A 14,687-nucleotide genomic window follows, 5' to 3' on the forward strand; every position below is an offset into this window, starting at 1 on the left:
GGAGTCAACATCAACGACTTGAAACACGGCGCATATTCGCTACCACCGCAGGACGACCGCCCCCCAGGCCAGTCCGCCGCCGATCGCTTCGGTCACGATCAGGTCGCCGGGCTTGATCTTGCCTTCGGCCTTGGCGACCGACAATGCGAGCGGAATCGAGGCCGCAGAGGTGTTGCCGTGATCCTGGACGGTGACCACCACGCGCTCCATCGGGACACCCATGCGGGCCGCCGTGGACTTGATGATCCGAAGGTTCGCCTGGTGGGGCACGATCCAGTCCACGTCGTCGCCCGAGAGCCCGGCCCGTTCGAGCGCGGTCTCGGCGGTATGGGCGAGTTTCTCGACGGCGTGGCGGAACACCTCGCGCCCTTCCATGCGAAGATACCCGGCCGTGCCGGTCGTCGAGACACCGCCGTCGACATAGAGGATATTGCGGTAGCGCCCGTCGGAATTGAGATCCACCGACAGGATGCCGCGATCGTCCGCGCCGCCGGGCTGCGCGTCGGCCTCGACCACCACGGCGCCGGCGCCGTCCCCGAACAGCACGCAGGTCGCGCGATCTTCCATGTCGAGGATGCGCGAGAAGGTCTCGGCGCCGATCACGAGCACGCGCTGCGCGATGCCGGACAGGATCATCGCGTGGGCATTGGCCAGCGCGTAGACGAACCCCGCGCAGACCGCCTGCAGGTCATAGGCGAAGCCGCCCGTCATGTTGAGCGCCGCCTGCACCTTGGTGGCGGTGGAGGGAAAGGTCAGGTCCGGGGTCGAGGTGGCGACCACGATACCGTCGATGTCCGCGGCGGTCAGGCCGGCATCGGCCAGGGCGGCCTCGGCCGCCCTGAGCGCGAGGTCCGAGGTGTTCTCGTCCTCGGCGGCAAAGTGACGCCGTTCGATGCCGGTCCGGGCCCGGATCCATTCGTCGCTGGTGTCCAGCGTCTTCTCGAAGTCGCTGTTGGGAACCACCCGCGCCGGCAGATAGTGCCCGACCCCCCGAACGACGGCTCGTGTTTTGGTCATTCTTGCGAACCGCTCTGAGTGCTGTCGTGGGCGGCATCTTTACGCGGCAGACTCCCGGATGCAACCCGTGCCGCGAGCCGCTCGGTGAAGCCCGTCTGCGCCAGCTTGAAGGCCAGCTTTATGGCCGCCGAGACCCCGGTCTCGTCGGCGGCGCCATGGGACTTGATGACCGTGCCGTTGAGCCCCAGGAACACGCCGCCATTGACGCGGCGCGGGTCGATGCGTTTCTGCAGCCGGCGCAGAGAGGTCATCGCGAAAAGCGCCCCGATCCGCGACAGCGGCGTGTGGCGGAAGGCGTCGGCCAGGAAGGCGCGGATCAGCGTCGCCGTTCCCTCGCCGGTCTTGAGCGCGATGTTGCCGGTGAACCCGTCGGTCACGATCACGTCGACCCGGTCAGAGGGGATGTCGCCGCCCTCGACGAAACCGACGAAGTCGAAATCGTTCTCTGGCGCGGCGCGCGAGATCAGGTCGTGGGCCGTCTTCAGCTCGGCCCGTCCCTTGTGTTCCTCGGTGCCGACGTTGAGCAACCCGATTCGCGGCTGCTGCAGCCCGAGGCCGTTGCGCGCATAGGAGGCGCCCATCAGCGCGAATTGCAGCAGGTCTTCCTCGTCGGCGCGCACATCGGCGCCGACGTCCAGCATGACGTTGAAGCCGCCGGGATTGCGCGAGGGCCAGAGACAGGCGATGGCCGGGCGGTTGACGCCCGGCGCCTTCTTCAGGCGCACCATCGACAGCGCCATCAGCGCGCCGGTGTTGCCGCAGGACACGCAGACCGTGGCCTCGCCTTCCCGGACCGAGTCGATCGCCGACCACATCGAGGTGCCCTTGCCGTGCCGCATGACGTGGCTCGGCTTCTCGTCCATCGACACCGCGCGATTGGCATCGCGGATCTCGCAACGGTCGGTGAGGCCGCGCTTGGCGACGAGGCGCGCGAGTTCCTCGGCGGGGCCGTGCAGGATGAAGCGTATATCGGGATTCTTGGCCGCGGACTTGGCCATGCCCGCGACCACGGCGGCCGCGCCCAGGTCTCCGCCCATGGCGTCGACCGAGATCACGGTGCCCGGTTTTTGCTCGGTTCTGGTGGTGCTCTGTGCCGTCATGCGCGGATGCGCCCGAAGGCGCTTACGCCGCGTCTTCGTCGTCCAGATCCACATCCTCGACCACGGCAACGATCTCGCGATCGTCGTAATGGCCGCAGGACGCGCAGACGTGATGCGGGCGCTTGAGCTCACCGCAGTTCGAGCACTCGTTCGGATTCGCGGCAGTCAGCGCGTCATGGGCGCGACGCTGGTTCCGGCGCGACCGCGTGACTTTATTCTGTGGGACAGCCATGTCTCATCCTCGGTTTATGGGGCAGGGCCCCCTGAATTCTGGGCGTTCTGTCAGGACCGCACCCGGTGCGACACCGCTCTCGATCCTCAGTGCAAACGAGGCCGGGAACATACTCGGATCGGCCGAATTCGCAAGCCCCTTTTCACGGGGCCTCCTTATTTCTTCTCGAGCTTCCTTTTCAAGTCCTCGAGACCCGCGAAGGGGCGGATCGCCTCGTCGGTGAGCGGTTCGGCGCCCTCGGGGGCGTAGACCTGCGCGCCATGTTCCGCCGCATCGGCGCGCGGGTAGAGCGGCATGGCCAGCGCCAGCGACTCGACCATCACCGCGCCGGGATCGATCACCGCGCCGAGCGGTTCGCGGGTTTCGTCCTCGGGCATCTCGGTCTCGCCGCCGTCGGGCAATGCCATGCCGGCGATGTAACGGCGCACCACTTTCTCGTCGATGCGGGTCGTCACCGGCTCCAGCGTGACGATGCAGGATTGGCGCACGGTCGCGCCGAGCTGGCCCTCGAGCACCCAGTCGCGCTTGCCCGCCGGGCGCAGCCGGCCGCCAAACCGCAGCTTGCGGATGTCGAGCGCCCCGAGCGCCTTGGCGATCCGCGCGCGGGCCTCGGCGTCGGGCGTGATCTCGAAAGGCGTCTCGCGGCGCTGCACGAGATCGGCGACCCGGATCGGGTGGCTGCAGGGAATCGACGCGTCGTCTTCGTTCTCGGGGGTCTCAGGCATCGGCCTCTCTCCGGGCGCCGCGCCGGGAACGCAGCGCATCTTCCTTGAACGTGGGGCCTCACTTCTGTAAGCGGATATAAAGGATTGGCAGGCAAGGCAAGGGGTCGGGCATGATCACGCTTTCGACGACCGGACGGGCAATCGCCGTGGTCGTGGCGCTGGCCGCGCTATCCGCCTGCAGTGCGCAATACCGCAATCACGGCTACACCCCGACCGACCGCGAACTGGCCGGCATCGAGGTCGGCGTGGACACGCGCGAGAGCGTCGCCGAAGAGATCGGGCGCCCGGTCTCGCGCGGACTTCTGCAGGAGTCGGGCTGGTATTACGTCCAGAGCCGCGTGCGCCATTTCGCCTACCGCCCCCCCGAAGAGGTGGAGCGCGAGGTCGTCGCCATTTCCTTCGACCGATCGGACCGCGTCGCCAATATTGAGCGCTTCGGGCTCGAAGCGGGCCGGGTGGTGCCGCTGTCGCGCCGGGTGACCGACACCAATATCAGCGGGATTTCCCTGATCGAGCAGCTTCTGCGCAACTTCGGCCGGATCAATGTCGGAGAGGCGCTGGCGGGCGAGCGTTAACCGGCCGCCGGCTCGAAGCGGAGCGCGACGCCGTTCATGCAGTAACGCAGCCCGGTCGGCGCGGGCCCGTCGGGGAAGACGTGCCCCAGATGGGCCGCGCAGCGGGCGCAATGCACTTCCGTGCGCCGCATGAACCAGGAATTGTCCTCGCGCTCGCCCACGGCGGCCTCCGACAGCGGCCGGGTGAAAGAGGGCCAGCCGGTGCCCGAGTCGAACTTGTCCCCCGCATCGAAGAGCGCCGCCCCGCAGCAGATGCAGCGGAACGTGCCGGGCGCCTTCGGGAAATCGTCATGGGTGAAGGCGCGCTCGGTCGCGCCCTTGCGGGTGACCCGGTAGGCCAGCTCGGAGAGCTCTTCACGCCATTCGGCGTCCGACTTGACAACTTTCTCCGTCATCTGTGCAATTTCTCCTGTCAAATCCCTGTCACGCTCTTTGTGCAGGACTGCGCCCAAGGATAAAGCTAGGCCGGCGCGGGCGGCGCGCCAAGGGCAGCGTGGAGGTCAGGAGATATGCGGGCATTCTCAAGAGGACGGTACGCGGCGCGTTTCGCCAGCACGCCGGCCGATGTCGAGGCGGCGCAGCGGCTGCGCTATCGCAGCTTCATCGCTGGACGGGGCGCGGCCACGGACGGCGATCGCGCGGACGGGCTGGAACGGGACCGGTTCGACGATCGCTGCACCCACGTGCTGGTCGAGGACACGCGCAGCGGCCGGCTCGTCTGCTGCTTCCGGCTGCTGCACCTCGCGCGCGGGGCCGAGATCGCAGAGAGCTACGCCGCCCAGTATTACGAGCTGTCGCGCCTCGCCGCCTTCGACGGGCCGATGGTCGAGATGGGCCGATTCTGCATCGACCCGGACGTGCGCGATCCGGACGTTCTGCGCGTGGCCTGGGCGGCGATGACCCGCTACGTCGACGAGCGGGGCGTGGAGATGCTCTTCGGCTGCTCGTCGTTCCAGGGTACCGAGGCCGAGGCCTACATGGACGCCTTCGCGCTGCTCAAGGATCGCCACCTTGCGCCCAAGCGCTGGCTGCCGCGGGTCAAGGCGCCGGCGGTGTTCCAGTTCGCGCGGCGGCTGCGGCTGCGCAAGCCGGACCTGAAACTGGCCATGCAGAAAATGCCGCCCCTGCTGCGCACCTATCTCGTGATGGGCGGCTGGGTGTCGGACCACGCCGTGGTCGACCGCGACCTGAACACGCTGCACGTCTTCACCGGGCTCGAGATCCGCGCGATCCCGCCGACGCGTGCGCGGCTCTTGCGCGCGGCTGCGGGATAGACGCCCCCCGCGGGGCCGCGCCTTTCAGCCGCCGGTGTGGCTCATATGGCGTGACATCTGGCCCCCGACCTGCTGGCGCGAATAGTCGAAGTCGTGCCCCCTGGGCTTGCGCGCGATGGCGGCGCGGATCGCCTCGACGAGTGGCGCGTCATCCTCGGGATGGGCGCGCAGGGGCGCGCGAAGATCGGCCATGTCCTCCTGGCCGAGACACATGTAGAGCTCGCCCGTGCAGGTCAGCCGCACGCGGTTGCAGCTCTCGCAGAAATTATGGGTGAGCGGCGTGATGAAGCCGATCTTCTGCCCGGTCTCGGCAAGCCGCACATAGCGGGCGGGGCCGCCGGTGTTCTCGGCCAGGTCGATGGTGGTGAAGCGCTCTTCGAGGCGGGCGCGAAGATCCTTGAGCGGCCAGTACTGGTCGAGCCGATCCTCGTTGCCGAGATCGCCCATGGGCATCACCTCGATGAAGGTCAGGTCCATGCCCCGCCCGGCGCACCAGTCCACGAGGGTGAACAACTCGTCCTCGTTGAAACCCTTGAGCGCGACGGTGTTGATCTTGACGCGCATCCCCGCTTCCTGCGCGGCCTCGATCCCGTCCAGCACCTGGGGCAGGCGTCCCCAGCGGGTGATGTCGGCGAATTTCTTCTCGTCGAGCGTGTCGAGCGAGATGTTGACCCGCTTGACCCCGAGGGCCGCGAGATCCTGCGCGAAGCGGCGCAGCTGCGATCCGTTGGTGGTCAGCGTCAGTTCCCGCAGCGCGCCCGAGTCCAGATGGCGGGCCATCGACTCGAAGAACGTCATGATGCCGCGACGGACCAGCGGCTCGCCCCCGGTGATCCGCAGCTTCTCAACCCCGAGACCGACGAAGGCCGAGCACATGCGGTCGAGCTCTTCCAGCGTCAGGAGTTCCTTCTTGGGCAGGAACGTCATGTTTTCCGCCATGCAATACACGCAGCGGAAATCGCAGCGGTCGGTGACGGAAACCCGCAGGTAATTGATCGGGCGGGCAAACGGGTCGATGAGCGGTGCCTGGGTCATGGCGGCAATCTAGGCGCGGTTCGGGTCCGGGGCAAGGCGCGAGAGATGCGTTGCGAGGCGCGGGGGCAGCGCCTAGGCTGCGGATCATGAGACATGTGTCCTGGATCGGGCCGGCGGCGCTGATGGTGCTGGCCGGCTGTGCCTGGCAGGCGGCCCCGCCGCCTGACGCTGCGTCGTCCCCGCAAGACGTTGCGGTCGAAACCCCGGATGACGGCACGGCGCGGCCCGCGCCCCGGCCGGCAGCGCCCGACGGGGTGCTCGGGCGCACGGTGGCCTCGCTCGGCGATGTTGGGGAGCCCGGGCTCTGGCTGAAGACGCCCCTCGTCGGCAGCGAACGGCCGGGCCGCGTGGAAAGGATCGGCACCGGCGATGCCGTCTCGGTGACCCTGCGCCCGCTGGCCGAGGGCGGCGGCGGACAGCTTTCGCTGCAGGCGATGCAGGCGCTCGGCTTGCCGCTGACGGCGCTGCCCGAAGTGATCGTCTACGCGGAATGAGCGCGCCCGGGCAGCGGCTGATCCCGGCCCTTGGCGACTGGGACACGATGCGGGAGAGCTTTCGCTGGCCGCGGCCCGCGCGGTTCAGCATCGCCGATGCCTGTTGCGAGGACTGGGCCGCGGTTGCGCCCGACCGGGTCGCCGTCATCCAGGTCACCGAGAGCGGCGCGCGCCGGGCGCTGACCTATGGCGGGCTGTCGGACCAGTCGAACCGGCTGGCGCACGCGCTGGCCGCCCGCGGCATCGGGCGGGGCGACCGGGTCGGCGTGCTGCTCGCGCAGGCCCCCGAAGTGCTGGTCACCCATATGGCGGCCTACAAGCTCGGCGCGATCGTCCTGCCGCTTTTCACCCTGTTCGGCGCGGACGCGCTGCGCTACCGGCTTGCCGACAGCGGGGCGGCGGCGGTCATCACCGATGCCGCGAACCTGGACAAGCTCATGGCGGTGCGCGGCGATCTTCCGGGGCTCTCGACCGTCATCTCGCTCGACGGGGCCGGGGAGGAGGCGCTCGGCTGGCAGGACCTTCTGGCCGCGGCCTCCGGGGCCCCGGTGCGGGCCGAGACCACGCCGGACGACCCGGCGGTGCTGATCTACACATCCGGCACCACCGGGCCGCCCAAGGGCGCGCTGCATGCACATCGCTTCCTGCTGGGGCACCTGCCGTCGATAGAACTGCATCACGAGGGCTTCCCCCAGCCCGGGGATTGCGGCTGGACCCCGGCGGACTGGGCGTGGATCGGCGGGCTCATGGATATGGCGATGCCATGTCTCTACTACGGCGTGCCGCTGGTGGCCCATCGCATGGCGAAGTTCGACCCGGCCGCGGCCTGGGCGCTGATCCGGCGCGAAAAGATCCGCAACCTGTTCCTGCCGCCCACCGCGCTGAAGCTGATGCGCGCGGCGCCGGTGCCCGAAGGCTTCGGTATCCGCACGATCGGATCGGGCGGCGAGTCGCTCGGCGCCGAGATGCTGGACTGGGCACAGGGAACGCTGGGCGTCGGCATCAACGAGTTCTACGGGCAGACCGAATGCAATCTCGTGCTGGCCAGCTGCCACGGCACGATGGAGGTTCGGCCGGGATCGATGGGCAAGCCGGTGCCGGGCCATGACGTGGCGATCATCGACGACGCAGGGCGCGTGCTGGCGCCGGGCGAGACCGGCGAGATCGCGGTGCGCCGGCCGAACCCGGCGATGTTTCTCGGCTACTGGAACCAGCCCGAGAAGACGGCAGAGAAATTCGTCGGCGACTGGATGCGCACGGGCGACATGGGCATCTGCGACGCGGACGGGTATTTCACCTTCGTCGCCCGCGACGATGACGTGATCACCTCGGCCGGCTACCGAATCGGGCCGGGCGAGATCGAAAGCTGTCTCGCCGGGCACCCCGACGTCGTGATGGCCGCGGCGGTGGGGGTCCCCGACCCGGTGCGGACGGAAGTCGTGCAGGCCTTCGTGGTGCTGCGCGAGGGGGCACGGGCCGAGGGGATGGAACCGGCGCTGATAGACCGGGTGCGCAGCCGGGTCTCGCCCCATGTCGCCCCGCGCCGCGTCTACGTCATCGACGAGATGCCGATGACGGCGACCGGCAAGATCATGCGCCGTGCGCTGCGCAGGAAAGCCGTTTCCGAAGAATAGCCTGCGGGCCGGTCTTCACTCGACGGTCACGGACTTGGCGAGGTTGCGCGGCTGGTCGACATCCGTGCCCTTGTTCACCGCCGCGTGGTAGGCCAGCAGCTGGGCCGGCAGCGCGTAAAGCATCGGCGCGAAGACCGGGTCCGTCTCGGGCAGGGTGATCGCGCGCCAGACGCCGTCGCCGGCCTCCGTGACGCCGGCGGCGTCCGAGATCAGCAGCACCTTGCCCTTGCGCGCCATCACCTCCTGCATGTTCGAGACCGTCTTGTCGAACAGCGCGTCGCGCGGCGCGAAAACCACCACCGGCACCTTCTTGTCGATCAACGCGATGGGGCCGTGCTTCAGTTCGCCCGATGCATAACCTTCGGCGTGTAAATAGCTGATTTCCTTTAGCTTCAGGGCGCCTTCAAGGGCGATCGGGAACATCGGGCCACGCCCGAGGAACAGCACGTCATGGGCCTCGGAGACGCGGATCGCGGCCTGGCGGATCGTCTCTTCCTGGGCGAGCGCGGCATTCATCTGGCCCGGCACACGCCGCAGCGAGTCGACGAGTGCCTGGTGCCGCTCGGGGGTCAGATGGCCCCGGTCGGTGCCGGCGCGCAGCGCCAGCGCCGCCAGCACCGCGAGCTGGCAGGTGAACGCCTTGGTCGAGGCGACGCCGATCTCGGTCCCGGCCAGGATCGGCAGGGCCAGGTCGCTTTCCCGCGCGATGGTCGACGTGGTGACGTTGACGACTGAGACCACCGCCGCCACCTTCCCGCGCACATGGCGCAGCGCGGCCAGCGTGTCGGCGGTTTCGCCGGACTGGCTGACGAAGACGGCGATGGATTTCGACGAGAGCGGGGGTTCGCGGTAGCGATACTCCGAGGCGATATCGATATCCGCCGGCAGGCCCGCGATCTGCTCGAACCAGTATTTCGCCACCGCGCAGGCGTAAAAGGCCGTGCCGCAGGCCACCAGGGTGATCCGGTCCGCCCCGGCGAAGTCGAGATCGCCATCGGGCAGACGGATATCGGTGCCTTCGCCCGAGAGGTAATGGGCGATGGCGTTACCCACCACGGTCGGCTGCTCGTGGATTTCCTTTTCCATGTAATGGCGGTAGCGGCCCTTTTCCGCCGCCGAGAGGTCGAGGTGAATGACCTGCATCTCGCGCGAGACCGGATGGCCGTCGAAATCCAGTATCTCGGCCCCGGCCCGGGTGATGATGGCCCAGTCGCCTTCCTCGAGATAGGTGATGCGGTCCGTCATGGGCGCCAGCGCCAGCGCATCGGACCCCACGAACATCTCGCCGTCGCCATGCCCGATGGCCAGCGGCGATCCCTTGCGCGCCGCGATCAGCAGATCCTCCTCGCCCTCGAAGAGAAAGACCAGCGCGAAGGCGCCTTCGAGCGCGCGGATCGTCTCGGCGGCGGCGTCGCGCACCGGCAGGCCGTCCTCGATATGCGCGCGCATCAGGATCGCGACGGTTTCGGTATCGGTCTCGGTTTCGAAGCTGTAGCCCCGGGCTTCGAGATCGCTGCGCAGGCTGCGGAAATTCTCGATGATCCCGTTATGCACCACCGCCACCGGGCCCGAGACATGGGGATGCGCGTTGGTCGTGCTCGGGGCGCCGTGCGTGGCCCAGCGTGTATGGCCGATCCCGGCCCGCCCCCGCAGGGGCTCGTGCACCAGCGCGTCCGAGAGATTGACCAGCTTTCCCATGGCGCGACGCCGGTCCAGGCGACCCGCCTGGACCGTCGCGATGCCGGCACTGTCATAGCCGCGGTATTCCAGCCGTTTCAGCCCGTCCAGCAGCATCGGCGCCGCTTCGTGATTGCCCAGAACGCCTACGATCCCGCACATGGTGTCACCCTTTCCTCAATTCGTCTTCCGGGCCTTGATGGCGCGCAGCCGCTCGATGAGGCGGATGCCGAGGCCCGGTTTGTTGCTTTGCTTGCCGCGGGCGATGGCGAGCGCGCCGTCGGGCACGTCCTCGGTGATCACCGACCCTGACCCGGTCATCGCCCGCGCGCCGATATTGACGGGGGCAACCAGCATGGTGCTCGACCCGATGAAGGCGTCCGCGCCGATCTCGGTGCGATGCTTCATCACCCCGTCATAGTTGCAGGTGATGGTGCCCGCCCCGATATTGCTGCGCGCGCCCACATGGGCATCGCCGATATAGGTCAGGTGGTTGACCTTCGCACCGTCGTCGATCACGGCGTTCTTGACCTCGACGAAGTTCCCGACATGCACGTCGTTGGCCAGTTCCGCGCCCGGGCGCAGCCGGGCGAAGGGGCCGACGGTCGCGCCGTGGCTGACATGGCAGCCCTCGAGATGGCAGAAGCCCCGGATCTCGGCGCCGGACTCGACCGTGACGCCGGGGCCGAAGATCACGTTCGGCCCGATGACCGTGTCCCGGCCGATCACCGTGTCATGGGCGAAGAACACGGTCTCGGGCGCGGTGAGGGTGACGCCGCCGGCCATCGCCTCGGTCCGCGCGCGGTCCTGGAAGACGGCCTCGGCACGGGCCAGGTCGGCGCGGGTGTTGACGCCCAGCGTCTCGGCCTCGTCACACCGGATCGCCGTGCAGGAGAGGCCCCGCAAATTGGCCAGCCCCACAATGTCGGTGAGGTAATACTCACCCGCGGCATTGTCGTTGCCGATGGCGCCGACAAGCGTGGAAAGGGTTTCGGCGCTCGCACAGATCACGCCGGAATTACAGAGCTTTATCGCCCGCTCTTCATCCGTTGCATCCTTCGCCTCGACGATGCGGGTCAGCCGGTCGCCATCCATCACCAGCCGCCCGTACCGGCCGGGTTCTGCGGCTTCGAATCCGAGGACAACGACGTCGTGCCCGGCCTGCCGCGCCTCGCGCATCGCCGCGAGCGTCTCGGGGCGGATGAAGGGCGTGTCCCCGAAGAGCACGACAGCGTCGCCGGCGAATCCCGACAGGGCCGGCATCGCCTGGGCCACGGCGTGGCCGGTGCCGAGCTGTTCTTCCTGTGTGACGGTGATCGCCTCGGGATCATGGGCGCGGGCGGCATCGGCGACCGCGGCGCCGCCATGCCCGGCCACCACCACGGTCCGCGCGGCCTCGAGCGCGCGGCCGGCTTCCATCGCGTGGACGAGCAGCGGCGCGCCCGCGAGCCTGTGCAGGACCTTCGGCGTATCGGAGAGCATTCTCGTGCCCTGGCCCGCGGCCAGGATAATCAGCGCTGTCGGCATGTGTTGTGTCTTCAATTTCCTTTCCGCCCCTTTTATCTGGTGTCGGACCCGGCGCAAGGCCGGGGCGGCGCGGGGCCGCATCAAGATTGTTTACGGCGGATTACAGCCTCGGCGGCTTCCCGCCGAGGAAAGGGGCGCCATGCGCACGGTGATCTTCGACCTGGACGGCACGCTCGCGGATACGAGCGGCGATCTGATCGCGGCGGCGAATGCCTGTTTCCGCGACATGGGCCAGCACGGCCTGCTGGACCCGGCGCGCGACCGGCTGACCGCGTTCCGCGGCGGGCGCGCGATGCTGCGGTTGGGCCTGGAGCGCCGCGGCCTGCCATGGTCAGAGGCCGACGTTGATGCCGCCTATCCGCGCCTGCTCGAGGCCTACGAAGCCGATATCGACCGGCACACGCGGCTCTATCCCGGCGCGCTCGCCGCGGTGGAGGGGTTGGCGACGGCCGGCTACCGGGTCGGCATATGCACCAACAAGCCCGCCGCGCTGGCCGAGCTTCTGCTCGATCGGCTGGGGGTGCGGGACCGCTTCGCGTCGATGATCGGGGCCGACACGCTGCCGGTGCGCAAGCCCGACCCGGCACCCTACCTGGCGGCCGTGGAACGGGCCGGGGGGGCGGTCGCAAGCTCGCTGCTGGTGGGCGATACCGAGACCGACCGCGAAACCGCGCGCGCGGCCGGCGTGCCCTGCATCCTCGTCGCGTTCGGCCCCGAGGGGCCGGGGCTCGCGCGGCTCGACCCGGAGGCGTTGCTCGGGCATTACGACGATCTCGGCCGGGTGGTCGCGGGGCTGATCGGCTGAGGCGCTTGGCCCTTGACCGCCGGGCGGGGCGGGCGCAGTCTTTGCCCGCCGGCGAGGAGCGCAACGCCCATGACAGACAGCTTCGAGGGGAATTTCACCCAGCAGGAGCCGATCCCCGAGGAGGCGATCGACGCCGCGCTCGGCGTGCTGCGCTCTGGCCGGCTGCACCGCTACAACACCGATCCCGGCGAGATCGGCGAGACCGCGCAGCTCGAGCTTGATTTCGCGGCGATGACCGGCGCGCGCTACTGCCTCGCGGTGACCTCGGGCGGCTACGCGCTCGCCACCGCGCTCAGGGCGCTTGGGGTCGGCCCCGGAGACAGGGTGCTGACGAACGCCTTCACCCTGGCGCCGGTGCCCGGCGCCATCGCCAGCGTCGGCGCGACACCGGTCCTGGTCGAGGTCACCGAGGATCTCGTCATCGATGTCGAGGACCTGGCGGCGAAGATCGCGGCCAGCGGCGCGCGTATCCTGATGCTGAGCCACATGCGCGGGCATATCTGCGACATGGATCGGCTGATGGCGGTCTGCGACGCCGCCGGGGTCACGGTGGTCGAGGATTGCGCGCACACCATGGGCGCGGCCTGGAACGGGGTGCCGTCCGGGCGGCACGGGCGGGTCGGCTGTTACTCGACCCAGACCTACAAGCACGTCAATTCCGGCGAGGGCGGCCTGATCGTCAGCGACGACGCCGCGGTCATGGCGCGGGCCACGATCCTGTCCGGCAGCTACATGTTCTATGGCCGCCATCCCGCCGGGCCGCCGGAGGAGACCTTCGAGACCATACGGCTGGAGACGCCCAATTGCTCGGGGCGGATGGACAACCTGCGCGCCGCGATCCTGCGCCCGCAGCTCGCGAGGCTGGACGATCAGGTCACGGCCTGGAACGCCCGCTACCGCGCGGTGGAGGAGGGGCTCGCCGGCGTGCCGGGCCTGGCGCTGGTGCCGCGCCCTGCCGCCGAGCGGTTCGTCGGCTCGTCGATCCAGTTCCGGCTGCCGGGCTGGCCGCCGGCACGGATCGGGGCGCTGCTGGCGGCCGCCGCGGCGCGGGGGGTGGCGCTTAAGTGGTTCGGGGCGGAGGTACCGCAGGGCTATACGTCGCGCCATGACAGCTGGCGTTATGCGCCGGCGCAGGATCTGCCGCGGACGGACGCGGTGCTGGCGACGCTGCTGGACATGCGGCTGCCGCTGACCTTCAGCCTGGAGGATTGCCGGCTGATCGCCCGGATCCTGCGCGAGGAGATCGCCCGCGCCGGCGCACGCCCGGCGGCCGAGTAACGCGCTGCGCGCGGATCCATGCCTCCGGCGGGGATATTTCCGCCACTTGGAGAGGGGGCGCGCGCCGCGGCGGACGCGGTGGCGCTTGACCGGCGGGGCGCGAGTCGGATAGAAATGAACACGTGTTCAATTAAGGGAGGCGCGGTCCATGTTCACCGCCACGATGAATTTCGCGCTCGGCGAGGAGGTCGAGGCGCTGCGCGACATGGTGCATCGCTGGGCGCAGGAGCGCGTCAAGCCCATGGCGGCAGAGATCGACAGCTCCAACGCCTTTCCCAACGCGCTCTGGAAGGAGATGGGGGATCTCGGCCTGCTCGGAATCACCGTCGACGAGGCCTATGGCGGGGCCGGCATGGGGTACCTGGCGCATGTGGTCGCGGTCGAGGAGATCGCCCGCGCCTCTGCCTCGGTGAGCCTGTCCTACGGGGCGCATTCGAACCTCTGCGTGAACCAGATCAAGCTGAACGGCACCGAGGCGCAGAAAGAGAAATACCTGCCCGGGCTGATCTCGGGCGATCATGTGGGCGCGCTCGCCATGTCGGAGGCCGGGGCGGGATCCGACGTGGTGTCGATGAAGCTGCGGGCCGAGAAGAAGAACGGCTATTACACGCTGAACGGCACCAAGTACTGGATCACCAACGGCCCGGACGCCGACACGCTGGTCGTCTATGCCAAGACCGATCCCGAGGCCGGGTCCAAGGGCATCACCGCCTTCATCGTCGAGAAGTCCATGACCGGTTTCTCGACCAGCCCGCATTTCGACAAGCTCGGCATGCGCGGATCGAACACCGCCGAGCTGATCTTCGACGACGTGGAAGTGCCCTTCGAGAACGTGCTGGGCGCGGAGGGCCGGGGCGTGCGCGTCCTGATGTCCGGGCTCGACTACGAACGGGTGGTGCTGGCCGGGATCGGCACCGGCATCATGGCCGCCTGTCTCGACGAGATCATGCCCTACATGGCCGAGCGCAAGCAGTTCGGCCAGCCGGTGGGCAACTTCCAGCTGATGCAGGGCAAGATCGCCGACATGTACACGGCGATGAACACGGCCCGCGCCTATGTCTACGCGGTGGCGCAGGCCTGCGACCGGGGCGAGGTCACCCGCCAGGATGCGGCCGCCTGCGTGCTCTACGCCTCCGAGGAGGCGATGAAGCAGGCCCACCAGGCGGTGCAGGCGATGGGGGGCGCGGGCTTCCTGTCGGACACGCCGGTCAGCCGGATCTTTCGCGACGCCAAGCTGATGGAGATCGGCGCCGGCACCAGCGAGATCCGCCGCATGCTGATCGGGCGCGAACTGATGGGAGCGATGGGGTGACG

15 protein-coding genes are annotated in these 14,687 nt (G+C 68.9%); 7 read left to right on the forward strand and 8 right to left on the reverse strand.

The annotated features are described in order from the left end of the window. Positions 1 to 39: 39 nt before the first annotated feature. The 4 genes from ACQ5SP_RS04285 to ACQ5SP_RS04300 all read right to left on the reverse strand — a co-directional run bounded on the left by ACQ5SP_RS04285 (position 40) and on the right by ACQ5SP_RS04300 (position 3,074). Positions 40 to 1,017 (reverse strand): beta-ketoacyl-ACP synthase III, encoded by a 978-nt coding sequence (locus ACQ5SP_RS04285; RefSeq protein ID WP_430936793.1) that lies wholly within the window; start codon positions 1,015 to 1,017, stop codon positions 40 to 42. Then, entirely contained in the window at positions 1,014 to 2,117 is a 1,104-nt protein-coding gene (gene plsX, locus ACQ5SP_RS04290; RefSeq protein WP_430936795.1) for a phosphate acyltransferase PlsX, read from the reverse strand. The genes ACQ5SP_RS04285 and plsX overlap by 4 nt, the downstream gene beginning before the upstream one ends. Before the next feature lie 22 nt (positions 2,118 to 2,139). Beyond that, positions 2,140 to 2,349, reverse strand: coding sequence for a 50S ribosomal protein L32 (gene rpmF, locus ACQ5SP_RS04295; RefSeq protein ID WP_430936797.1), 210 nt, complete (start codon positions 2,347 to 2,349; stop codon positions 2,140 to 2,142). Positions 2,350 to 2,504: 155 nt separating this feature from the next. Beyond that, on the reverse strand, positions 2,505 to 3,074 hold the full coding sequence (locus ACQ5SP_RS04300) for a YceD family protein (RefSeq protein ID WP_430936799.1): 570 nt from the start codon (positions 3,072 to 3,074) through the stop codon (positions 2,505 to 2,507). A gap of 110 nt (positions 3,075 to 3,184) precedes the next feature. On the opposite strand from ACQ5SP_RS04300, the gene ACQ5SP_RS04305 reads away from it, so the two are divergent. Further along, the gene (locus ACQ5SP_RS04305) at positions 3,185 to 3,649 is read left to right on the forward strand and encodes an outer membrane protein assembly factor BamE (protein ID WP_430936801.1); all 465 of its coding nucleotides are present in this window, start codon (positions 3,185 to 3,187) and stop codon (positions 3,647 to 3,649) included. On the opposite strand, the gene msrB is transcribed toward ACQ5SP_RS04305, so the two are convergent. After that, positions 3,646 to 4,044 (reverse strand): peptide-methionine (R)-S-oxide reductase MsrB, encoded by a 399-nt coding sequence (msrB, locus tag ACQ5SP_RS04310; RefSeq protein ID WP_430936803.1) that lies wholly within the window; start codon positions 4,042 to 4,044, stop codon positions 3,646 to 3,648. The two genes, ACQ5SP_RS04305 and msrB, sit on opposite strands and share 4 nt — an antisense overlap. Before the next feature lie 114 nt (positions 4,045 to 4,158). Between msrB and ACQ5SP_RS04315 the strand changes: the two genes are divergently transcribed. Then, entirely contained in the window at positions 4,159 to 4,923 is a 765-nt protein-coding gene (locus ACQ5SP_RS04315; RefSeq protein WP_430936805.1) for a GNAT family N-acetyltransferase, read from the forward strand. 24 nt (positions 4,924 to 4,947) lie between these two features. Here the strand turns inward: ACQ5SP_RS04315 and moaA are convergent, their stop codons facing one another. After that, positions 4,948 to 5,958, reverse strand: coding sequence for a GTP 3',8-cyclase MoaA (gene moaA / locus ACQ5SP_RS04320; RefSeq protein WP_430936807.1), 1,011 nt, complete (start codon positions 5,956 to 5,958; stop codon positions 4,948 to 4,950). An 86-nt stretch (positions 5,959 to 6,044) separates the two neighbouring features. Between moaA and ACQ5SP_RS04325 the strand changes: the two genes are divergently transcribed. Together ACQ5SP_RS04325 and ACQ5SP_RS04330 are read left to right on the forward strand one after the other, a co-directional pair. Beyond that, positions 6,045 to 6,452 (forward strand): hypothetical protein, encoded by a 408-nt coding sequence (locus ACQ5SP_RS04325; RefSeq protein ID WP_430936809.1) that lies wholly within the window; start codon positions 6,045 to 6,047, stop codon positions 6,450 to 6,452. Continuing rightward, entirely contained in the window at positions 6,449 to 8,086 is a 1,638-nt protein-coding gene (locus ACQ5SP_RS04330; RefSeq protein WP_430936811.1) for an AMP-binding protein, read from the forward strand. The genes ACQ5SP_RS04325 and ACQ5SP_RS04330 overlap by 4 nt, the downstream gene beginning before the upstream one ends. 15 nt (positions 8,087 to 8,101) lie before the next feature. Here the strand turns inward: ACQ5SP_RS04330 and glmS are convergent, their stop codons facing one another. Further along, positions 8,102 to 9,925 (reverse strand): glutamine--fructose-6-phosphate transaminase (isomerizing), encoded by a 1,824-nt coding sequence (gene glmS, locus ACQ5SP_RS04335; RefSeq protein WP_430936813.1) that lies wholly within the window; start codon positions 9,923 to 9,925, stop codon positions 8,102 to 8,104. A gap of 15 nt (positions 9,926 to 9,940) precedes the next feature. Then, a complete protein-coding gene (gene glmU, locus ACQ5SP_RS04340) occupies positions 9,941 to 11,290 on the reverse strand; it encodes a bifunctional UDP-N-acetylglucosamine diphosphorylase/glucosamine-1-phosphate N-acetyltransferase GlmU (RefSeq protein ID WP_430936815.1) in 1,350 nt (449 codons plus the stop codon). A gap of 139 nt (positions 11,291 to 11,429) precedes the next feature. Here glmU and ACQ5SP_RS04345 point away from each other — a divergent pair, with 139 nt between their 5' ends. The 3 genes from ACQ5SP_RS04345 (at position 11,430) to ACQ5SP_RS04355 (ending at position 14,685) form a co-directional block, all read left to right on the forward strand. Then, the gene (locus ACQ5SP_RS04345) at positions 11,430 to 12,095 is read left to right on the forward strand and encodes an HAD-IA family hydrolase (protein WP_430936817.1); all 666 of its coding nucleotides are present in this window, start codon (positions 11,430 to 11,432) and stop codon (positions 12,093 to 12,095) included. A gap of 69 nt (positions 12,096 to 12,164) precedes the next feature. Continuing rightward, complete coding sequence (locus ACQ5SP_RS04350; RefSeq protein ID WP_430936819.1) at positions 12,165 to 13,373, forward strand: DegT/DnrJ/EryC1/StrS family aminotransferase; 1,209 nt, start codon at positions 12,165 to 12,167, stop codon at positions 13,371 to 13,373. 148 nt (positions 13,374 to 13,521) lie between these two features. Then, positions 13,522 to 14,685, forward strand: coding sequence for an isovaleryl-CoA dehydrogenase (locus ACQ5SP_RS04355; RefSeq protein ID WP_430936821.1), 1,164 nt, complete (start codon positions 13,522 to 13,524; stop codon positions 14,683 to 14,685). The last annotated feature ends 2 nt before the right edge of the window (positions 14,686 to 14,687 follow it).

This window comes from Rhodovulum sp. YNF3179 (assembly GCF_050586465.1).
Taxonomy (GTDB): domain Bacteria; phylum Pseudomonadota; class Alphaproteobacteria; order Rhodobacterales; family Rhodobacteraceae; genus CAJXYS01.